The organism is Bacillus sp. FSL W8-0116 (genome assembly GCF_038003825.1).
GTDB lineage: Bacteria > Bacillota > Bacilli > Bacillales > DSM-4216 > Bacillus_O > Bacillus_O smithii.
This window is the reverse complement of record NZ_JBBOPY010000001.1, coordinates 1,582,508-1,604,745: the sequence shown is the minus strand read 5'-3', so window position 1 is coordinate 1,604,745 and position 22,238 is coordinate 1,582,508. Positions and strand designations below refer to the sequence as shown.

The following is a 22,238-nucleotide window of genomic DNA, read 5'->3' as shown; positions in this document are numbered from 1 at the left end:
CGATATTCGAGGGTCAGCTTTTTTGTGCGCTTTTGGCGAGTGCGGACGGAAAGCTTGAAGGTCAAGGGTTCATAAGACATTGACTTTCTGGCAGCGGAGAGAAATGAAATCTACAGGCATATTCATATTCTTTTTTAAATATGTCGACTATAATAAAGGCTAGTAATGGAAAACAAGGGGGGATTAAGGATGTCGCTTTATGAAAAAGGAACATTGCGTCATCTTGCCAAATTAAATGAATGGACGCCGGAACAGGCGCAAGCATTTGATCAATTTAACAGTGCGGTCTTTGAAGAAGGGGCGCTGTCTCTGAAGGAAAAAGAAATCATTGCGGTGGCAGTGGCATATGCGACAAAATGTCCTTATTGCTTAGATATTCATACGAAAAAAGCAAAACAAGCAGGGGCTTCTTTGCAAGAATTGGCCGAAGCAGGCTTTGTTTCTGCTGCATTGGAAGCCGGCGGAGCCGTGGCGCACAGCTCTCATATGCAAGCAGCTTTAGATGAAGAACAAGATGATATTTTGTATAAGAGATCAAACCGAAATAAAGTAGGAAACTTGAGCAAGTGGGCAGGCAAAGGTTTTAAAGCTTATCAACAGTTCAGCGCCGCTGCTTTAAAATCGGGCAAACTGTCTGCGCAATTGAAAGAATTGATTGCCGTAGCGGTTGCTCATATTACGGAATGTCCTTATTGCATCGATGTGCATTCCAAAAATGCTGAAAAAGCAGGCGCAACGAAAGAACAGCTTTCCGAAGCCATCCTTGTTGCGGCTGCCGTAGCGGCCGGCGGCGCTTATACTCATATCGCCAATATGATCGAAAGCTATGGTGCTGAAGAATAAAATCTTAAAAGCAGAAAAAGGCTGTCCCCGAAGCCGATGAACGGATGGGACAGCCTTCTTTCTTAGGGCGGAAGTTCTACTAAACAAACAGTTCGATGCTGATTTTCGCCAGCTACGACCGCATTTTTCTTTTCACGATGCCCACGAGTTGGTGATAGCCTTCTCGGTAGAATACATACAATCCGACTATGTAAAGAACGGCTCCAAGTATGCCAAGGATGGCCAGCTGCCAAAGCGAGTAGAGATGATCGATCGGTACATAGAGCTTGAACAAGTACAGCGGCACGATCATGACGACTGTTGGCAGCAATACTTTTCCGAACAGGACAAAGAGCCTCCGCTTTTCGCCGGGTTCAAAATCTTTGTACATGAAAGCGGCGGTAGCAACCAAGTAATAAACGGACACAATCGAATTGGTCAATGCTAAGCCCGGATAGCCGAATGGCTTGATAAACAGCCAGTTTAAAATCGCATTTAATGCGATAGTCGTCACGCTGATTCGGAATACGATCGCAGTTTTTCCCCGAGCGTACATTGACTTCGATACAATATATTGCAGACCTTGCGTCACGATGGTTGGCAAATAGTACACGAGCGCCAGATAGGTTTGATACGTGTCCGCGGCCGTAAATTTGCCGCGTTCAAAAATAAACGCAATCGTTTCCCGTCCTGCCACGATCAGCCATGCGGTGATGGGCATTAAAGTTAAAAGCGACAGCTGCATTCCTAAGAAAAACGTGTCTTGGAATTTTTTTTGATTATCCAGCTGTTCAGATAACAGCGTAAAAATAATCACCGCAATCGATGTCGCATAGACGGTTTGGGGGATGGAGGTAATGAGCGAAGCGTCGTTTAAATAGGTGACGGCTCCCTTAATGTCAGACGCAAACGCCTTATTGACGAACACGTTAATTTGTCCCACAACCGAATTCAACAAGGAGGGAACGAGCAGCACAAGAAAAGTCTTGCGAAATTCGTGTTCGATTTTCCAAACCGGCCTCCAGCGGTACCCTGTCCGAAACAAATAGGCCAGCTGAAGAATCGTTCCTAAAATCGTTCCGAAAATAAACCCGTAGGCAAGACTGTTAATTCCCCATTTTTCTGAAAACAAAAAGGCAAAGGCGACGCCCATGATCGTTTGCAGCAGTTTGGCGATTTGTGACGGAACGAACACCCTTCGGCCCTGCAAATAGGAATCCAATATTCCGCTCAGCGCAATAAAGCTCATAAACAGGAAGAAAAATTGGGTAACGGCAATCGCCGTTTCTTTCGTTCGCGGCTTCATGTCCCCGTAAATCCAAGGGACAAAGTCGGGAACGAAGAAATAGCCGGTCACGGTGACCACAAGGAAAATGAGCACCGTCCAGTTCATCACTCCGTTCGCGTTTCGTTCCGCCTGCTTTGGCTGTTCTTTCAGCTGCTGGACGTACATAGGAAGGAACACATTATTGAATCCGCCCGAAATCATGGCGAGCGCCAACGTAATAAACGAAAACGCAAGCAAATACCCGTCTGTATATTGGCTGACCCCAAACTGGTGGGCGATGATGCTCTCCCGGACAAAACCGGACAGCTTCACCACCACAGCCAGTATCGTCAGCCAAATGGCTGTTTTTTTCAATGACATGAATGACACCTCTTAAGTAAGGAAACGTGCAGAAGAGCTTGCATCTGCACGTTTCGGAGTGGACTGGTAAACTAAAACTTCAGTCAGTGGCGATTTTTCTCATCCACAATGATCGCTTGTTGGACCAACCGGACATCAGGAACGGTGATCCCGCAGGACTTTTTTCTGTCCGATACGGTCTTGAAAAAGAGACTGCTACTGGCCAAAACGTTCCTTCAGCAAATCGATATTTTTCATTGCTTCGCTGCGCATTTCTGCGGCATTCTCACGGATCATCTCTTTCAGTTCTTCCTGGCGCCGCAATACTTCCCGGGCATTATCCGCCAGTTTTTCCGGATCCAAGTTTTCAAGTGTGAAGGAATAATCCCACATCCCGGAACGCTTCAGTAAACTTTCGACCTTTTTGTCATAGCTGATCCCGATATGGGGAACACCTGCCAAACAGGAAAAAATCAAGCAATGCAGACGCAGTCCGATCGTCATTTCGCAAGCTGAGATAAAATTCAAATACTGATTAGGGGTAAAGTCGGGTCCAAGCAGAAGGCTTTGATTACGATGTTTCATCTGCTGCCGGACTTTTTCAGAGGCCCGGACGTCATAATGCCCTTCCATCGGGACGAAGACAGGAGTGACGCCTTCGGATTCGATCAGGCTATCCAGCGCTTGGGCGATATGCCCGTAATAAGACGTATCTCCGAACCAAGGGCGGACACTGACCGCGACCAATCGCTCCCCGCCTTTTAACGGCAAGCTGTCCAAACAGGCGCTGTCCTCCTTTTGGTGAAAGGCAAAGACGATATCTGCCGTAACCACTGATTCCGGCCTATTAACACCGAGTTTGTGGAGAAGCTCCTTTGAGAATGGATCTCTTACTGTGATGAAATCGGCCATATTGGCAAAGACTTTCATGAGAATTTTTCCCCATGTCGTATTGACGGGACCAATGCCCTGGGAGAAAAACATGACTTTTGCTCCGCACAACTTGGCTAAAAACACGATCAATAAATAATAAGGAAGCGGTCCGAACAAAAATTTCGTCGGATACGTGTCCTGAAGGAGACCGCCGCCTCCGGAAATCAATAAATCCGCCTTCTTTAAAGCTTGTACTTTTTGTTTATTTTCACGGCGCCACCCGCGGTACACGGACCGGACATTGTGGCGTTTTGCCGTTTTCTCCGGGGAAAAGGAAAAAACGGTGATATCCACCTCGTCAATCTCGTTGCGCAAGTTATCGAGAATCGCTTCCAATATCGCTTCGTCCCCGGTATTGCCAAGGCCGTAAAAGCCGGAAATAACTACCTTCAATTGGTTTCCTCCTTCTCATTTCCTCCTTCATGCAAGGCTTGATTTTCTCGAACCTTTTTTGTTGTGGAGAATGAGACGTCCTGTCTATTATTCATCATCTGTAAAGAGGAATAAGTAGAAAAAAATAAAAGAGAGAATGACGAAAAACCGCCTTCTCCACCCTTCCCACACTGCCCTTCATTGTATCATTTGCCATAAACACATTCAATGGATACATAAGGACTAGTATAAAATGGAACGAAAATGAGGGAGTGAGAAAGATAGAGAGATTGGATCGTTTATAAAGAATACTTAGAAAGGAAATATACCAATAGTGCTATACATCTCCTCGGGTGACATAATTAACCAAAAAACTTTCTTTTTCAACCAAAAAAGACTATAATTTGGTAATGACATGACAATTCTATCTATCCAATAGTCTATACGATAGTGTTTAAGAGTGATATTAAGAACTATTTACAAATAAGTAAAAAATCATAAAAATCATAAAAAAATCATCGAGTTCATAAAAAACACTTGAAAAAAAGACTTGATTTGATAGAATAAAAGAAGAGTTTAAAACTGCCAATTTGCCCATATTGTTCATTTTTATGGAACAATTGGCTTATGGAAGGTTTAGATGGATTTGGTAAAAACGATTGTGTTTTTTTCAGTCGTTTTCATATGCATTATTACAAAACGGGGAGGAAATAGTGAATGGCTTACCAACCAAAGTCTTATCGCAAATTTGTGGCTACGGCTGCAACAGCAACATTGGTAGCAACGGCTGTAACGCCGGCATTTGCTGCTGAAAATCTTCCATTTAAAGATGTAAACCAAAACTATGCAAAAGCTGTCGGCGAATTGTATAGCAAAGGCATCGTTAATGGAATCAGCAAAACTGAATTCGGTACGTACAAAACTTTGAAACGCGGCGATGCAGCTGTCATCATCGCTAGAGCGTTAGAACTTGACACGAAAATGCTCCGGATGCCGGCTTCAAAGATGTGAACAGCAAGATTAAAGGTGCTGTGAACGCACTTGTGGCTAAAGGAATCATCAGCGGAGTTTCCAAAGATAAATTCAATCCGGATGCTCCACTTACTCGCGGTCAAATGGCGAAAATTTTGGTAAACGCCTTTGATTTGAGCAAATATGCGAAAAAAACACCGTTCACAGATTTAAATTCTACTTTCAAACCTTATGTAGAAGCTCTTTACGGTGCTGGAGTTACAAGTGGTAAAGGTACTACATACGGAACAAACGAAAACATTACCCGAGGCGATTTCGCAAACTTGCTTTATAAAGCAATGGGCGTTAAGCCAGTGGTGGCAGAAAGCATCAAACCTATCGATGACATCACCGTTGACGAAGGAACAAAATTAGAAGACGTTAAACTTCCGGAAAAAGTAACGGTTGTTTACTCTGACAAATCTGAAAAAGAAGCATCCGTAAAATGGGATACTTCTAAAGTGGATACTTCTAAACCAGGTACTTACAAAGTTGAAGGAACAGTTGACGGTACTAAGTTGACAGCTTCTGTTAACGTTGTAGTTAAAGCAGTAGCTCCAAAAGTTGAAAGTGTAAGTGCGATTGGCGCTAAAAAGTTAGAAGTTAAATTCAACAAAGCGGTTGATGATACAAAAGCTAAGTTCGAAGTGAAAAAAGCCGGTATTACTGCTAATATTTCAAAAGTTACTTTTGCAGACGACAAAAAATCTGCAATTCTTGAGTTATCAACTAAGCTTACAAAAGGTGAATATACAGTCAACGTTACAGGATTAGCTGATCAAGCACTTTCTAATTCAGTAACTGTTGATGATGAGCATGTTGCGAAAATTGAAATTCTTTCTGATACTGCTGTAGTTGATGATAATGCACACCCAACAAAGGCTACAGTTGCTTATAAAGTAGAAAACCAATATGGTGAAGATATTACGAAAACAACATCTCTACAAACAAATGATAATGGTAAGATCTCTTTAGCTAATGGGGTAGCTACAATCACTTTAGGTGAAAATGCTAAAGTAGGTGATAAAGTACCTTTAACTTTAATTGATGTGGATACTGCAACATCAGCTTCAAAAGTATTAACGTTATCTTCAGCGGCTACTGTTTCAGATGTAGCTATTTCAGGAATTTATAATAAAGACGGTAAGACTTTAAACGAAGATTCAGATTTGTCAAAAGATGATTTTTATCTACTTGTAGATGTTAAAGATCAATATGGTAACACTATTACAGACCCTACTAAAGCGCCTGAAGGTCTAATTAAATCTCAGTCAAATCCTACTGTAGTTGGTACTGCAGGAACAGGTAACAATGTATCTTTCACTAGCCTTAAAATTAATGGTGAAACAAAGCTCGGTCTAAAGCTAACTGGACCTGTTAAAGCTGGTGATAACAAAGTTACATTGATTTCAACTACAAGTGGTAAAACTGCTACTTATGATATTTCAGTTTCAGAAACAACTCGTACAGATGCCGTTACTTTATCTCAACCTTCGTTAGCGGTAGCTAAAGAAGATGTATTGGTTCCAGTGTCTGTATTTGATAAACAAGGAAAAGCAGTTACAGATACTAAAATATTAAATGATTCTACTAAAGGTGTAGCAATTTTTTTAAATGGTCAAGATTTACCTAAACCATTTGTTACTCAAGATAATGCAGTTTACGTAAAAATACCAAAAGATATATTAAAATCTGATGGTATCTATTCATTAGTTGCACAGTCTTCTACATTTAAGGTATCAACTTTGACTTTAAATGTTAAGAAAGCTGCTGTTCCTACTGTAATTCGCGGAGTAAATAGTGACTTCAGTACAACATTACTAAAAACTACTACTAAAAACATTTCAGTAGATGATTTAGTAGTAGAAGATCAATATGGTAGAGTAATGAGTGCTGATGATGTAAAAGCATATTTAAATAACAATAATGCTAAAATTGTTGTTAAAGATACTGATTCAACTTCTTCTTCGGCTATAGAAGTAAAAAACTCGGATATTACTGCTAACACATCAGCGAAAATTAATGATGTAAATAAAGGAAATGAAAAATTACAGTTTGTTCTAAACGATGGTAAGAATGATATTCCAAGCAGTACAGCAGATGTGACTTTCCGAGTTACTGATGGTACAGAATATGCATCATATACTGTAGAAGATATTGGAACTGTTTATCATGAGGCTGGAGCAAAAGCTTATGATGCTGCTGCCTATGACAAAGAAATCAAAGTATATGGTGTACTTCCTGATGGTAGCAAAGTACAACTAGATCCTACAAAAGATTTCACAGTTACTTCTAGTAATGTAGATGTTGAAAACGATGCAGCCGATGGAACCATTGATGCAGGTGATACGTTAAATTTAACATATGCGAAAGACGCTAATGAGGTAGTAGTACCTGTAACTATTACAATTAATGCTAATGGACAAGAAATTAAGAAAGATGTAACTTTCTCTAAAGTGGCTCCTAAAGTGCAATCTGTAGCAGTTGTGAAGGGGAATACTACAAAGTCTTCACCAGTTTCTACTGTATCAATTGATAATAAAAATGACTTTTCAGTGGCTTCTTTAACTACTGGCTCAGCTTCTAGCTACAATATTGTTGTAACAGATCAATATGGAGTTAAAACGTTAGCTACTAAAGCAACTGGTGCTGTTACATTCCCTGATACTACATCGGTAGGTCAACCAAATGTAACTATCATTCCTGTTAAGGGTACATTGGATATTACAAATAATGGTACTAAGTTTGCAACAGTTAAAAGCGATTCATTAACTTCAGGAAAAGAGTTTGATGTTAAATTAACTTATGCTGGTGGCGCAACTACTACTGTACACGTAGTCGTACAATAAAATGGATGCGTGTCTATCATTCCCCTTTTTATATAAGAGTGATAGGTTAGAAGGAAAGCTCTGTAGAGAGAAATCTCTGCAGAGCTTTTCTTTTTGGTTCTATACTAAATGTTGGGTTTAAGGGTCGCGTGCCTGTCACGCCCCGAAGTATGTCGAAAAGCTCTGCGGAGAGAAATCTCTGCGGGGGTCGCGTGCCTGTCACGCCCCGAAGTATGTCGAAAGATTAAGAATTGAAAAAGAAAAGAAGAAGGAATAGAATAGTAAACGAGAACTAATGTTCTGTTTTAAGGAGGGATGAATGAGTGACAGTTAAGATTTCAAGTATTGGATTAAGGGGATTAGAAGGGTATCGTGTGCAGGTGGAGGTGAAGGAGGTGCCGGGGCTTGCGGCGATGGTGATTGTTGGGTTGCCGGATGCATCTGTGAAAGAAGCGAAGGAACGTGTTCTTGCGTCGCTTTATTCTTTTGGCTGTGGTGTTTTAGACAGGAAAATCATTGTTCATTTGTCTCCACCAGAGCGGAAGAAGCATAGCCCAATGTTTGATTTGGCGATGGCGATCGGGATTTTAAAGGCGAAAGGTCAGATCAAAGAGCCCATTTCTACGGATGATGCGTTTTTAGGAGCTTTATCGTTAGATGGAACGGTTCAGCCGATAGATGGCATGCTTCCTGCTGTATTAGCGGCAAAGAAGCTTGGTTTCAAAAGAATTTATCTCCCCTATGATTCCACACTTCCTCTTCATCATTTGAAAGATTTCAATTGTGTGTTTGTGCAGACGTTAGAAGAAACCGTTCAATGGCTGCAAGGACAACATGTTCTTCCATTATCTCCACAACAAATGACTCCCGAACATTTTCATTCCCCGTTAAAGAATGATCGAGATTTTCAACATATTATTGGTCATCATCAAGCAAAGCGAGCATTAGAAATCGCTGCGGCAGGCGGGCATAATGTGTTGATGATTGGACCGCCCGGCTGTGGGAAAAGTTTATTAGCGGAAACGTTTCCTACGATTTTGCCGGGGCTTTCCAATGATGCGCAGTTAGAGGTAATCAGTTTGTATCAGCTGGCAGGAGAACCATGTATGAATGGAGGGTATCCACCATTTCGGCATCCTCATCATTCTGCCTCGTCTGTTGCCCTTATTGGCGGCGGTTCTCATCCGAAACCGGGAGAAGTATCGCTAGCCCATCGCGGTGTTTTGTTTCTCGATGAAATGGCGGAATTTACAAAAAAGACATTGGATATGCTTCGCCAACCGTTAGAAACCGGAAAAGTGACGATTAGCCGTGCTCATTCGACGGTGACTTATCCTGCTGACTTTCTTTTAGTTGGGGCGATGAATCCGTGCCCGTGTGGATATTTAGGTTCAAGAATGCGTTATTGTACCTGTACGTCAAAACAAATCCAAGCCTATCGAAATCGTGTGTCAGGACCGATTTATGACCGAATGGATGTTTTATTATCATTGGAAGTCATTGATTTTACAAAAGAAACGAAGATTTCGGAGTCTTCGGAAACAATAAGAAACAGAGTAGAAGAAGCACGAAGAAAGCAATATGAACGTTACGGGGAAGAAATGACGAATGGGCGTGTTCCCTTTGAATTATTAATGGAAAAAAGTCCGCTCACCAAAGGGCAACGGCAGCTGTTACAACAATGGGCATCTCAGCATCAATGGAGCAATCGTGCGCAAACGAAAATCATTCGTTTAGCGAGAACGATTTCTGATTTAACAGGCGCAAAAGAGATCACAGATGAATCGCTTTGGGAAGCGATGACGCTACGACGACTAAAAACATATACGAAGCAACAAGTAAGAGCGAGGTAAAAAGGATGGGACGGCAAAAGCGGATCTGGGTGCCTCATCGGTTTTATCACATCGTTTGCCGCGGAAATCGGCGTGATCCTCTATTTAAGGAAACAAATGATTTTCTCGCGTTTCTTCATATCCTCCAACAGCTTCATGAAAGAATCCCTTTTGAAATAGCCGCATATTGTCTTATGACGAATCATTTTCATTTACAGCTACGTTCACAACATGAGTCAATTTCTAAAGTCATGGCACTCATGAACAAACGGTACGCTAATTATTATAATACTCGCTATTGTTTGACGGGGCATGTATTTGAAAAGCGTTACTTTAGTAAATTAATTGACGATGACAACGGAATGTTGGAAGTGAGTCGATATATTCATCTTAATCCTGTAGAAGCCCATATGGTGCACGCCCCAGAACATTATCGCTGGAGCAGTTTCTATTTGTACATGTATCCAAGATCCCTACCACCCCCATTTATGAATATTGCCGCATTATTAGATTACTTTTCGGGAACAAAAACAGAACAGAAGAAAAAATATGTTGAATTTGTGAGAGCCGGATAGATGCACTGCCACGCTGCGAAGTTTATCGAAAGATTGATAGGATAAAATAGAAAGAGAACTGCACTATAACGCTGGTCGGCTCTCCTTCTTTTATTTTTATAATGACAATGCTTTTATAAGAAGCGCCAATGGTTACTTCCTTTTGAATGTAAGCGTCAAATCTTGGACACCTTCTTGATGTGCTAATTTCATGAGATAATCTCCTCAAGATGAAATTGAAGGAGGTTTTTTTATGCCTAAGAATCCTGAATTACGAAAGGTTTGGGAACAACGAATCGCTGACTATCGTAAAAGCGGTCAAACTCAAGTAAACTGGTGCAAGGAAAATCAATGGAGTATTCACCAGTTTAAATACTGGTTAAGAAAAATTGAAAATCCAATAAAAAATCAAGGAAAGTCTACAAAATGGGCATCCGTTACCCTAGAAGATCATTCACAAACAGTTGAAAATTCATTACGGATTGAAATTAGTGGGATTTCAATTGAAGTAAAACCTGGTTTCGATCCGGCCTTTCTTTCAGAAGTGGTTAGGACGTTGAAATCAACATGTTAGTTGGTACAAGAGCTGAACGAGTTTACTTGGCAAAAGGAAGTACTGATTTGAGAAAATCCATTGATGGATTAGCTGCTTTGGTGAAAGAGGGATTTGATTTAGATCCCTTTTCATCAAGCTATTTTGTGTTCTGTAATCGAAAGCGAGATAAATTAAAAATTCTTCACTGGGACTATAATGGTTTTTGGCTTTATTATCGTCGATTGGAAAAAGGAAAATTTCAATGGCCAAATGAAAATGACACTGGAACGATACAAATTAGTTATCGGCAATTACGCTGGTTATTGGATGGTCTTGCAATGGAGCAAAAGAAAGCACACCCAGAAGTAAAGGCTAGAACAGTTATATGAATTTTTTACTTTTAACAAAAACCTTGGAGGAAAATAGCTAAAACCGTCGAATTATTACTACATGATGAAAAATTTAAAGAATCCTACCCAAAACCCATTTGAATTAATTGAAAAACTTCAACAGCAAATCGTTGAATTGACGGCGAAATTACGATGGTATGAAGAACAGTATCGTCTTAGTCAAAAACGAAAATTTGGCTCTTCAAGCGAAAAAACAAATCCTAATCAATTAGAACTACCTTTATTCAATGAAGCAGAGGTAGAGTCTAATGTAAAAGCCGAAGAGCCAACTGTTGAAACAATTACATATCGTCGTAAAAAGAAACGTGGTCAACGTCAAGCTACGTTTGAAAACCTGCCTATGGAAACGATTGAATATCGTTTACCCGAAGAAGAGCAGGTCTGTTCGTGTTGCGGTGAAAAAACACACGAAATGAGCACAGAAGTACGACAAGAATTAGTGATTATTCCGGCTCAAGTCAAAGTTTTAAAACACGTTCGATATGTCTATGGATGCCGTCATTGTGAGCGTAATGAAATAGAGACACCAATCGTTACAGCACCTGCCCCAAAATCTGTGTATCCAAAAAGTTTAGCTTCACCGTCAAGCATGGCATATATTATGAATCAAAAATATGTAGAGGGGCTACCTCTATATCGCCAAGAACAACAGTTCAAACGATTAGGTGTGATCTTATCCAGGCAAACCATGGCCAATTGGATGCTTTATGGTGCCGAAAAATGGCTTGCGCCAATTTATCAACGAATGAAAGAGCATCTCCTCTCTAAAGACATTCTACATGCGGATGAAACAACTGTTCAGGTTTTACATGAACCTGGAAGGTCAAGTACATCGAAATCTTACATGTGGCTTTATCGGACTGGAAGAGAGGATCCACCACTTGTCCTTTATGACTATCAGGAAACTAGAGCAGGAGAACATGCCAAAGAATTCCTAAAAGGGTTTAAAGGATACCTGCATGTCGATGGATATGCAGGATACCATAAGGTATCCGGCGTAACATTAGTTGGATGTTGGGCTCATGCCCGCAGAAAGTTCGATGAGGCTTTAAACGTACTTCCTGAATCCAAACGTCATTCAGCAGTCACAGCTCGGGAAGGACTCAATTTCTGTAATCAGCTATTTGCCATCGAGCGTGATTTGAAAGAATGTACACCAGAAGAACGATATAAAAAACGACTTAAACACAGCCAACCATTGTTGGAGGCTTTTTCAGCATGGCTAAAAACAGAGAAAAGCAATGTTTTACCAAAGAGTCTATTAGGTCAAGCCATTACATACTGCCTCAACCAATGGGAAAAACTCGTGGCATTTTTAGAGGATGGACGTTTAGAAATCGATAATAATCGAAGTGAACGATCCATTAAACCATTTGTGATCGGTAGGAAGAACTGGATTTTTAGCAATACTCCGAAAGGAGCTAAGGCCAGCTCAATCATTTACAGTATTGTGGAGACAGCAAAAGAGAATAAATTAAATCCATTTTATTATCTTCGCTACTTATTTGAAAAGCTTCCCAATATGGATATAAGCAATATGGATGAGCTTGATCAACTACTTCCTTGGTCCAAAACAATTCCTTTGAATTGTCGGGTTTTTAATAACTTATCACAATAATAGTATTTAATCCCTATCATTAAAAGGTGGGGATTATTTTACGCTTACCTAAACCAATTTGGTCAAAAATTCAGCAGCAATTCAACAGCTTATAAGTATGAGTCTCTTGATCCAACTGTACTAGTTGTAAACTCTTCAACTGGTGAGATTACTCCAATTTCAGCTGGAACAGGTGTGAAAATCACTAGCGGTAATTTCAGCAAAGTAATCACTGTTGAAGTAAAAGCAGCTTCAGAGTTAAAAGAATTAGCTGTTTCTACAGATAATGTAAGCTTGTCTGATAAGTCTCCTGATCAAGCAATTACAGTAACAGCTAAAGACCAATACGGTGACTCATTTAACGTTACAGGAATAACTATCGAGAAAAACGACCCTAACGGAGTAATTAATCTAAGCAGTACAACTGTTAATAGCGGCTCTTCTTTCAGAATCACTCCTGTTGCAGGTAAAGAAGGTACTGCTACAATTACACTCAAAAAAGGTACTGTAACAAAAACTATTAACGTTACGGTTACAAAAGCAGACTCTACAGTTGCTGGTTATAAAGCGGTAATCGCTTCTGACTCAGTATCTAAAGACTTTGAAATTGATAAAGCGAAAACTTCTGGTACAGACCAAGATAACACTGTGAAATTAGAATTATATGCAGTTGATGCAAACGGTAATATTGTAAGCAGCACTCCAGTAAACGCAACATGGAAAGTTAAAGACTACACTAATGGCTTTGTAACAATTAGCGGAGATACTGCAACTGCTGATGGTATTACTGACAATGCAGTGGCTAACGTAACTGTAGCTGCTCAAAAAGCGGGTACTGTAACACTTGTTCCAGTTGTTGGTGGTTTAGAGCTTTCACCTGTTACAATTACTGTTAAAGATTCAACTGTAAACTTAGCTTCTGTTGCAGTAAAACGTACAACAGTAAACGTAAATCAATCAGCAGGAGATGCTTGGTCAGCAGTTCTTGGTAACCTTGAAGGTACTGGTACTGATGGAAAAGCTAAATCTGTAGATCCATCTGATATTAAAGCTGTTTACAGCTCTGATACTTCTGTAGTAGCTAATGCTAACCTTTCAGCTACGCCAACTATGACAGTTTCTAAAGCTGGTAGAACAACTGTAACTGTAGTATTCAATGATGAATTGAAATTAAATCCAGTTGCATTTACTTTAAATGTAGTAGATGATGTGGCTCCTGCTAAGGATAAAACAAATTCTGTTACTGTTTCAAATGCAGCAGCCGGAAATCCTGGAGCGTATGATGCAGGCGATGTAATTACTATTAAATTCAGTGAAGAAGTAAGTGTTACTGAAGTTGTCAAACTTTCTAACTGGACAGTTACTGGTACTTCAAAAGGTGATCTAGGTGACTCTACAATTACTGCTGTTGATTCAGATGGTGACAACTACGCTGATACATTTACTATTACTTTGAAAAATGGTACCAGTGCTTTAGCTTTAGATAAAAATGGCGCTAATGATCTCAAGATTGCAAAAGATAAAGTAGTTGACAGAGCAGGTAATGCTGCAACTGCTGATATCACATTTGATTTACCAGACATCGGCAACGAATGAGATAGGTGCCGGTCACCATTCGAAGTATATCAAAATATGTCGAAAGCTCTGCAGAGAGAAATCTCTGCGGGGATTTTCTTAGAATGTTAATTTTAGGGGTTGTTGAGAAATCAGCCGAACAGTTTATCACGTTACCTATTCAAATGAATTAGAAAAATGGAAAGTGATAAAGGAAAATTCGAGTAGAGTATCAAGTTACCATGATACCAAATCGGCTGCAATCGAAGAAGCAAAGCGGTTGGCGAAAAAGAATATACCTAGCCAAGTGAAAGTTCATAATAAAGATGGTACGATTAGTGATGAATGGACATATGGGGATGACCCATTTCCACCAAGAGGCTGACATTCAGGGACACAGGGACAGGTTTTTCGTCCCAGAACTAAGGATACTTCCAGAAATAAGCAGAAGGTAAAGGGCTTTGGCTCTTTCTCATCTATTAAAATTGAATGAGAGTAGTAGAAACCACAACATGACAAAACTTCTAAAGAAATTGTCGTGTTGTGGTTTTTTTTTGAGGAGGGAAATATAATGTCTAATCCTAAAGCGCCTTACTATTACAAGAAATCTAGCGACACATATCATTGGGAATTATCATGCTCGAAAAACGGTTATCCTGGAGCAGGATGGGAGAAAACAAATACAAAACCGACTGACAAAGAACAGTGTAACGAATGTAAGGCAAAATAAGTTATTTTTCAACCATAAGAAAGGAAGGATGTAAATGGCAAAAACCTTTACAGATATTAACGGAATGATTGTTACAATAGAACCTCGTGAAACTCGATATTATACTGATGAAGATATTGTTTCAGGGGAGGTGTCTCGGTATATAATCGAGGTAAGTGAAATACCTTATGAAGTTGATAAAATTACATATACAAAAGTAAAGGAATTTGTTGAAAATTATTAGGGACAGTTCTAATGGCTCATTCAAGGAAGATATCAAATTTTTATAATAGACTGTAGATGAGCATTTTTATATAAGTTGAATTAAAGATTTACAACTGAACACACAAACGATCGATCGTTTGTTCTGGTTTCTGGTTGATTCGCTGAATAAAGGCTTGGACATTCTTTCTAATTTCTTGCACACTCGAATAGAACACGTTGTAAATCACGTCTGATTTCAGCCATTTCCATAGCCCTTCAATCAAGTTCAATTGCGGACTGTATGGTGGCAAAAAGACGAGCTCTAACCGATCTTCGTGTTCTTTTAAAAATGGCTGAATGAGTTTGGCATGGTGAATTCGAGCGTTATCTAAAATCATCACTATTTTGCCTGTGGGATAGCGTTCTAACACAAGTTGAAGAAATCGAAGAAATGTTTCCGCGTCATAGCATTCTTCTTCGATGCAAAACACTTCCCCTGTTTCGTAGTTCAACGTGCCAATCAGCTTCAGCCCTTGATGTTTTCCAAACGTCGGAATGATTCGTTGTTTTCCTTTGACAAACCATGTTTTTTGAATCGCTTGGTAATCACGAATCATCGACTCATCTTGAAAGAGGACATGGGCGATGTTCCCATCTACCAGTTTTTTTTTACTTCAGGGAAGGTGATTTCGACGAATTCTTTTTGTTTCTCTTCATCGGCATTGGCTAGTGTATAGGTCGGTTTCGTATAGCTTAGCCCTAACCGATGCAGAATGTCACTTGTTCCGCGAAGCGTGTATGTTGGCCCCCACTTTTGTTGAATGAGTTCAGCGATTATCGCAAGCGTCCAATTATATTTTGCTTCGAATCCCACATCTACGGGGAGCTGATGTTCAATGATCAAAGCCAGCTCTTTTTCCTGCTCAGGGGTCAATCGACGTGGGGCGCCAGGTGAGTATTTCATCTCCAGTCCATCAAGACCGCGCTGGGCGTAGGCATGAATATAGTTATAAATAGTTTTCTTGGATCGACCAATAATCGTTGCGATTTCTCCTTTGGTATATCCCTGCAAATGAAGATAAATCGCTTGGTAGCGTTCATATGCTCGTTTACTTTTTGCTTCTTTCATGGCAGTGGACAACTTTTCGATCTCGTCTTTGTGATTTGGCATCATATTTTCTCTCCGTTCCCCTATTTTCTCTTTGTATTTATTCGCCGTGGAACGGGAGAAAACCTTTATTTCAATTTATATATTAACAATGATTACCATACGAAAAAGAGACAAACGGGGTACCCCTTATGCCACGTGGAGCTGTTTTTTCACGGCATCAATGGGAATATTTTGTTTTGCTGCACGATAAATGAACTCCACGAGGCTATGTCCTTTTCTCTTGCGCAGGAGATCGAGCCCATCCGAAACATCACTGTTCGACTCGAACATGCTGTACACATACGCAAGTTGCACCAAGATCCAATACCGTTTCACCGCCCGACGCCCGCGAACGCGGTATCCATCGAGTTTCAGCTGGTCTTTCGCTTGACGGAAAAAACATTCGATCGACCAACGCTCGGCATAGTAGCACAAGATGTCTTCATCGCTTAGCTCGCGATCGGTGCTCAAGACGCAATGAAGATGTTTCGGTGTCATCGGCTGATCGGCTTTCCATGCGAGCAGCACCACGGCATCCTTGAGACCGTTCAGAGCACCTTCGTAGCGATACACCCGATAACGCTCTTTTCCCACCGTGACGAGGCGGGTATCCCGTGGCTCCATAGATTTGGCAAATTCCTTTGCTTGAATGGCCGTCCCTTTTGGATAGAGAATCCGATTCGTCTTGAGCATCGCGATGACGTGGAACCCTTTTTTCAAGCAGGCTCCCACGAGGGTTTTCGATGGATACCAAGAGTCCATGAGCACATAAACGGGTCGACTCACATCCAACGAAGAAAGCATCTCGATCGCGAGTTCCCCTTTGCTTTTCCCCGCCGTCTTGTCGTAGAGGCGAAAGGCAAAAGGAAACGCTTGGGTCATCGTATGAACCATGAGCCAAACGAGAGAATGTCCCCAGATCGACTTTTTCTCTGCGTGAGAATAGTGCCAATCACACCCTTGAATGGCGTGTGTTGCCCGTGACGAGGGCTTCGTTTTTTGGCAAATCGTATCATCGATCGAAACAAAAATGGGTTGATTCTCTCGTTTCGAGCTGCGTTCGACACGATGAAGCACCCACTGCTGGAGTTTGCGAAGCAACGTCTCTTCTTCCCATGGGCTTTTCGTGAAAAAATGGCTGAGTGTCGTGCGATGGTTCGGATGAAAACTCCCGTGATGTAGATCGGTCAGTGTTCCCGAAAAGCCCTTTGTAATCATCGCATCCACGATATGAACGAGATGCTTCATGACAGGTTTTGAGAAATAAAGTGCCAACCCCAACATCGTCAAAAACTTGTGGATTCCTAGGTGATGTGCTAATCTATTCATGAGACATGAACCCCCTTGTGAGTAGTTGTGGCACATCTATTCTAACCAAGGAATCGGGTTCATGTCTTCTTTTTTGTTTGGTTGTAAATTTATGTTAGCGAATTTGCTCATCTACAGTAATAGAGTCATTTAGAAGAAAACTGGTGTTTATTGCATAATAAAAGTGCAGACTAGTGCAACGAATTTGTACAGAGTCTAGCACTTTTTTAGTGCAATAAAAAAAGGCTCTATAATATTGATTCTTAAAAAAATGGTGTTACCCCAGATAGAAATCCTAAAATAAACCGTAAGCCCGAAATCAAACAACGCCTATAAATCAATGACACCTTCCTGTAAGATGAAAGTAACAATTACAGAGGAGGTGTTCTTTTTTTGGCAACGGAAAAACTCAATATCGTGCCTGTAAAATTAGAGTCCAAATCTGATCCGACTCCATCCCCAGCAAGTCGTGGACCACTCAGACCAATATGCGTCATTCAATCCAATCAGTGTAAAATCTCCTTCTACCCTGGTGTCAAACTGTTTATGGCAAACTAAAAATGGTTCTTACGTTCTTTTGGTGAAAAGTCGAGATAATTGAGAATGAGAAGCTAAAAAATTCTATTTGCACACTGATTTTCTCAATTACTCCCTCCCTATCACCAAGATTGCGTAAGAGCCATTTTCTACTTGCCAAAAACAAAATTAGTTTTCGAAAAAAAGTTGATGTGGTTATAATGTAAATAGCTAAGATTGTCTTTTTAGGAGTTGAATTGGATGCCGAAAATTACTATAGAAAATTTTGGCCCTGTTACTTTCTTTGATGAAGAAATTGCCGACTTGACGATTCTTATTGGGCCACAAGCAAGCGGTAAAAGCACCATAAGCAAATTAATTTTTTTCTTTCGTTCTATTCCTGATGAATGGATTAAGTATTTACTTTCAACGGAGAACATGAGTATAAGTAAGCGAGCTCCCTTTTTTGAATTTAACAAGCAGCTTAGATATAAATTTGTAGGTTATTTTGGCACGACTAAACATATGAAACCGTTTCATATTCAGTATGAGTACAGTACTGGTAAATCGATTCGCCTTTATTTAGAAGACGGATATGTGCAAATTAATTTTAGTGAAAAACTAAAGAATGAACTTTTTGATACTTTTCAAAAAGTTGTTCATCTAAAAAAAGAAATACAAAATGAAGAACAATCATTTGTCGATTCTTGGGACGTATCATATTGGAAAGCAAAGCAAAAAAGTTTGCTTGAAAAAACAAGACAGGCTATTTATTCTGCTTTTGAAGATTCTAAAACAGCCATATTTATTCCGGCGGGACGAAGCTTGGTCGCTACTTTATCTGATCAGCTGCAAGATATTAACTCTCGACAGCTCGATTTATTAACAGAGGGGTTCATCGACCGAATTAATTTATTGAAGAAGAATTTTTCTCAATCATTCGAGGAAATTGTGCAAGATAAGAAAAAATTTTCAATCGAAAAAATTGATTTTGAATCCATTCATTTGGCGATCGATATCATTCAACAAATTATGAAAGGAAAATATGTATTTACAGATCAGGGTGAAAAAATCTTCTTTAATGATAAGGAATATACAAAATTGAAATTTTCATCTTCTGGTCAGCAGGAAGTAGTATGGATTTTACTATTAATCTTTACAGTTATCCTAGAACGGTTAAATGTATTCATGGTAATTGAAGAACCCGAGGCACATTTATATCCAACTGCTCAAAAAGACATTGCAGCTCTGTTTTCACTCTTATTAAATTCGTCGAACAATACATTGGTGATCACTACCCATAGTCCATATATTTTATCCGCATTTAATATATATTTGTATGCGGCTCAAATTAGTGAAAAGCTAGATAAATCCCAACGTTCTATCGTCGATAAGAAACTGCGAATTCCTTCTGAAAAACTTAAAGCTTATATGGTTGAACGGGTGGGAGAAACATTTAATTACCGGAGTATTGTAGATCATGAGTTAGGGTTAATTAAGCCAGAAGAGATTGACGAAGCATCCTATATCATTAACCGCTTATTAGATGAACTAATGGAAGTAGAGGGGTTGGGGGATTAAGAATGTCTGTTCAAACATGGGAGCGATGTCTGAAATACTGTGATCGCAGAAATGTGGCAAAGGTAGAAGAAAATGGAAAGATGATACAATTTATAAACAATCAAAAAAAGAAAATAGCATTGTATCGGGTTGATGGCTGCATTCTCGACGAAGGCATCAAATGTGATTTCTTATTTTTAGTTGCCGAGGATAAAAAGGCGTTCTTTATCGAATTAAAAGGGTCGGATATAGAGAAAGCTGTTCAGCAAATTTTAAAGACAGTCGAGCAGTTGCAGTCATCGCTCCCAAAATATATGTTAGATGCGAGAATTATTACAACAAGGGTAAGAACACCGGCTTTAAAATCTACATATATCATGAAACTAGAGAAGATGTTACGGCAAACAGGGGGAAAACTAAATATTAAAGCCAAATTTGATGAAGTAATCGTTTAGGTTTCGCATCTGTACAGGGGACTACCATGTGTGTCCAGATTTATAAAAGCATAAGACTGTTGTGGACATGCCTCTGGCGCTGCCGTTATTAAAAGCAACTCGAATTATAGACCCTTCTTTGTTATGATTTTTCTATTTCCCACTATATCCGCAATAAGGAGAGCCGTTCACTTTTTACAGCGACGAGTTCTCCTTTTCTTTTATCCTATTAATCTTTTTGAAGCATGCTAGCCACCGATTGAACCGAAACGCCTTATTTTCATAAGTGTTGCTGCTCGCTTATTCATTTAAAAAAATCCAGAATCGGATGGTATGCCCCGTCGGCAGAAAAATGAAAAAACAATCCAAGATTGTTATTCAAGGCTGTTTACGCTTTTGGAACGTTTCAAACATACCGGCAAAATTATCCTTGAGTAATCAGCCGATAGCTATTTGGTCAGAGGAGGTATTCCTGCAATCAAGAAAATGAGATGGGAAACGCCTGAGCGCATTCTATAATTGCAGCGGTTCCCTGGAGAGCATTCTCCAAGGAATTTGTTTTTTAACATGTTCATTGAGAAGTCTCCCACCACTAAGCGAAGTGGAGGTGGGAGCGGTTCATTGGGGTGTATGACATGGCACGAAATCAAACGTAAAGCAGCTGGAATACTTGCTCGATTTTTACATGCTGCTTAATCAGCTAGACATTGAGGAGAATGCATCTATATTATTTGGCCTTGCTTTCAGCATTTCTTATGGATAGGCATGGTTGAGTGCCTGTTTCTTGCTGGCGCATTGATCATCATATTTAATCTTTTGGAATCCAAAGGGTGATAGAGGGTTGACATCGCATAAAAGGATATATATAATGAACTTAAAATATCATTTGGAATCCAAAGGAGTGTCTACGATGGTTCATGTGTTTCAAATTAAAACAAAACCGCATGGTATTCAACGGTATGAGGAATTTATTCGTGATAACAAAATCGGGATTGGCTGGCCAGGCATTGGGGATTTAAGAAATGTAAAGAAAGAAGAAGTACGGGAGCGGTTGCGTAAGACGTATCGTTATTCAGGGGCGCGTCTTGGGAATGTGCTTGGAGCTGTTTGGGCTTTTATTGATACGATGAAAGACGGTGATCTTGTTATAGTGCGTAATGGCCGTGTTTTAAGCATCGGGATGATTGGTCCTTATCATTACGTTAAGCATCTCGATAATCAAACGGATGGTTTTTGTCATCAACGATCGGTTGAGTGGAGAGTCATCGATGAGCCGGTTTCTTTGTATAATGAGAAAGTGCGTGAGACAATTAACCATCGTGGAATTGTGACAAAATGTAAATATGATGTACATGAGCTGGAATTGGGATTTTAAATGATTTAAAGTGCAGGCTAAACACTTACACAACGAATCTAACAGTCGATAAATCCATATTTCTAGAGGGGGAAAAGAAATGAACTTATTTCAAATGAAAAGTCGGCCTCATGGAATCGAGCGTCTACCTTTATTTTTAGAACAAGGATTTGTAGCAATTGGCTGGCCGGGCATAGGTTCTCTAGAAAATGTAGATGTTGCAGAAATTGAAGAGCGGCTGGCTAAAAAATATCCTGATTATGTTGGGCAAAAAATGGCGTATTATAAGGGAATTGTTAACGCCTTTGCCAATACGATGAAGGCGGGCGATCTTGTCATGATTGCTGAAGGTGATTTTGTCCACATTGGACGGTTAGGAGATTATATATATAAACAAGAGTATGATAACGATCGAGACGGCATGTGTCACCAACGTCCAGTAGATTGGATCACCACTGTGAAGCGGAGTTCTTTAAATGATAAAGTACAGGAACTTTTACGGAATCGCGCTACTGTAACGAAGTTCAAATATCCTATTAAAATGGCGGAACTTGAACCGCTGTTATATGGCGAGGAGGATATTCAAGATTCGGGCAATCGCCAAGAACTGGTGGAAAAAGCATGGAAGGTGCTTGAAGAGGAAATTCAGTCGGATGATCCGATTGTTCGCATTAAAGCAGCTGCTGCCATATTAGGAGTCACTAAAAGATAGGAATGGTGTACCTTCTGAAATCTAACGAAAAGCCGAGCGGAATTTCTCTCCGTTTGGCTTTTCTTGGTGCGCCTGGCATGGGTGTAATCTATAGGGTGAAAGTCCCGAACTGTGAAGGCAGAATTAACAGTTAGCTTAACGCAAGGGTGTCCGTGGTGACGCGGAATCTGAAGGAAGCGAGCGGCAAACTTTAAGGTCTCTCGGAACACGAACTTC

General features: G+C 40.2%; 20 protein-coding genes. 16 read left to right on the top strand and 4 right to left on the bottom strand.

The window, feature by feature from the left end; translation table 11 throughout:
- Positions 1-189: 189 nt before the first annotated feature.
- Complete coding sequence (locus N1I86_RS07575) at positions 190-843, top strand: carboxymuconolactone decarboxylase family protein (RefSeq protein ID WP_327796681.1); 654 nt, start codon at positions 190-192, stop codon at positions 841-843.
- Between the two features lie 112 nt (positions 844-955).
- On the opposite strand, the gene murJ is transcribed toward N1I86_RS07575, so the two are convergent.
- Positions 956-2,470: a murein biosynthesis integral membrane protein MurJ gene (murJ, locus tag N1I86_RS07570; protein WP_341095775.1), complete on the bottom strand. Its 1,515-nt coding sequence runs from the start codon at positions 2,468-2,470 to the stop codon at positions 956-958.
- 195 nt (positions 2,471-2,665) lie between these two features.
- A complete protein-coding gene (csaB, locus tag N1I86_RS07565) occupies positions 2,666-3,775 on the bottom strand; it encodes a polysaccharide pyruvyl transferase CsaB (RefSeq protein ID WP_341095773.1) in 1,110 nt (369 codons plus the stop codon).
- A gap of 696 nt (positions 3,776-4,471) precedes the next feature.
- Between csaB and N1I86_RS07560 the strand changes: the two genes are divergently transcribed.
- The 11 genes from N1I86_RS07560 (at position 4,472) to N1I86_RS07515 (ending at position 15,028) form a co-directional block, all read left to right on the top strand.
- A complete protein-coding gene (locus N1I86_RS07560; protein ID WP_341095771.1) occupies positions 4,472-4,765 on the top strand; it encodes an S-layer homology domain-containing protein in 294 nt (97 codons plus the stop codon).
- Positions 4,762-7,614 carry an S-layer homology domain-containing protein gene (locus tag N1I86_RS07555; protein ID WP_341095770.1) on the top strand — a complete coding sequence of 951 codons (2,853 nt, stop codon included), beginning with the start codon at positions 4,762-4,764 and terminating at the stop codon, positions 7,612-7,614. The genes N1I86_RS07560 and N1I86_RS07555 overlap by 4 nt, the downstream gene beginning before the upstream one ends.
- A gap of 302 nt (positions 7,615-7,916) precedes the next feature.
- Entirely contained in the window at positions 7,917-9,446 is a 1,530-nt protein-coding gene (locus N1I86_RS07550) for a YifB family Mg chelatase-like AAA ATPase (protein ID WP_341095768.1), read from the top strand.
- Between the two features lie 5 nt (positions 9,447-9,451).
- On the top strand, positions 9,452-10,000 hold the full coding sequence (locus N1I86_RS07545) for a transposase (RefSeq protein ID WP_341095766.1): 549 nt from the start codon (positions 9,452-9,454) through the stop codon (positions 9,998-10,000).
- Positions 10,001-10,232: 232 nt separating this feature from the next.
- Positions 10,233-10,553, top strand: a complete 321-nt coding sequence (gene tnpA, locus N1I86_RS07540) for an IS66 family insertion sequence element accessory protein TnpA (RefSeq protein WP_003352856.1) — start codon at positions 10,233-10,235, stop codon at positions 10,551-10,553.
- Complete coding sequence (gene tnpB, locus N1I86_RS07535; protein WP_003352857.1) at positions 10,547-10,903, top strand: IS66 family insertion sequence element accessory protein TnpB; 357 nt, start codon at positions 10,547-10,549, stop codon at positions 10,901-10,903. Before tnpA ends, tnpB begins: the two co-directional genes overlap by 7 nt.
- Positions 10,904-10,964: 61 nt before the next feature.
- Positions 10,965-12,542, top strand: coding sequence for an IS66 family transposase (gene tnpC, locus N1I86_RS07530; RefSeq protein WP_341095296.1), 1,578 nt, complete (start codon positions 10,965-10,967; stop codon positions 12,540-12,542).
- A 174-nt stretch (positions 12,543-12,716) separates the two neighbouring features.
- Complete coding sequence (locus N1I86_RS07525) at positions 12,717-14,117, top strand: hypothetical protein (RefSeq protein ID WP_341095764.1); 1,401 nt, start codon at positions 12,717-12,719, stop codon at positions 14,115-14,117.
- Between the two features lie 109 nt (positions 14,118-14,226).
- Positions 14,227-14,460, top strand: a complete 234-nt coding sequence (locus N1I86_RS16725) for a DUF2188 domain-containing protein (protein ID WP_341288812.1) — start codon at positions 14,227-14,229, stop codon at positions 14,458-14,460.
- Positions 14,461-14,646: 186 nt separating this feature from the next.
- On the top strand, positions 14,647-14,805 hold the full coding sequence (locus N1I86_RS07520; protein WP_341095762.1) for a hypothetical protein: 159 nt from the start codon (positions 14,647-14,649) through the stop codon (positions 14,803-14,805).
- Positions 14,806-14,839: 34 nt separating this feature from the next.
- Positions 14,840-15,028: a hypothetical protein gene (locus N1I86_RS07515; protein WP_341095760.1), complete on the top strand. Its 189-nt coding sequence runs from the start codon at positions 14,840-14,842 to the stop codon at positions 15,026-15,028.
- An 88-nt stretch (positions 15,029-15,116) separates the two neighbouring features.
- Here N1I86_RS07515 and N1I86_RS07510 read toward each other — a convergent pair.
- Together N1I86_RS07510 and N1I86_RS07505 are read right to left on the bottom strand one after the other, a co-directional pair.
- Positions 15,117-16,162, bottom strand: a protein-coding gene (locus tag N1I86_RS07510) for an IS630-like element ISBs2 family transposase (RefSeq protein WP_076611651.1) whose coding sequence is annotated in 2 segments (ribosomal slippage) — positions 15,117-15,656 and positions 15,659-16,162 — 1,044 coding nt in all. Because the reading frame shifts where the segments join, the coding sequence is not laid out codon by codon here.
- 123 nt (positions 16,163-16,285) lie between these two features.
- Positions 16,286-17,467: an IS701 family transposase gene (locus N1I86_RS07505; protein WP_003353085.1), complete on the bottom strand. Its 1,182-nt coding sequence runs from the start codon at positions 17,465-17,467 to the stop codon at positions 16,286-16,288.
- Between the two features lie 756 nt (positions 17,468-18,223).
- Here N1I86_RS07505 and N1I86_RS07500 point away from each other — a divergent pair.
- The 4 genes from N1I86_RS07500 to N1I86_RS07485 all read left to right on the top strand — a co-directional run bounded on the left by N1I86_RS07500 (position 18,224) and on the right by N1I86_RS07485 (position 22,022).
- Positions 18,224-19,543: an AAA family ATPase gene (locus tag N1I86_RS07500; protein WP_341095758.1), complete on the top strand. Its 1,320-nt coding sequence runs from the start codon at positions 18,224-18,226 to the stop codon at positions 19,541-19,543.
- A 2-nt stretch (positions 19,544-19,545) separates the two neighbouring features.
- Positions 19,546-19,977 carry a hypothetical protein gene (locus N1I86_RS07495; protein WP_341095756.1) on the top strand — a complete coding sequence of 144 codons (432 nt, stop codon included), beginning with the start codon at positions 19,546-19,548 and terminating at the stop codon, positions 19,975-19,977.
- 847 nt (positions 19,978-20,824) lie between these two features.
- Positions 20,825-21,331, top strand: a complete 507-nt coding sequence (locus tag N1I86_RS07490; RefSeq protein ID WP_341095754.1) for a hypothetical protein — start codon at positions 20,825-20,827, stop codon at positions 21,329-21,331.
- A 79-nt stretch (positions 21,332-21,410) separates the two neighbouring features.
- Positions 21,411-22,022, top strand: coding sequence for a hypothetical protein (locus tag N1I86_RS07485; protein WP_341095752.1), 612 nt, complete (start codon positions 21,411-21,413; stop codon positions 22,020-22,022).
- Positions 22,023-22,238 lie beyond the last annotated feature (216 nt).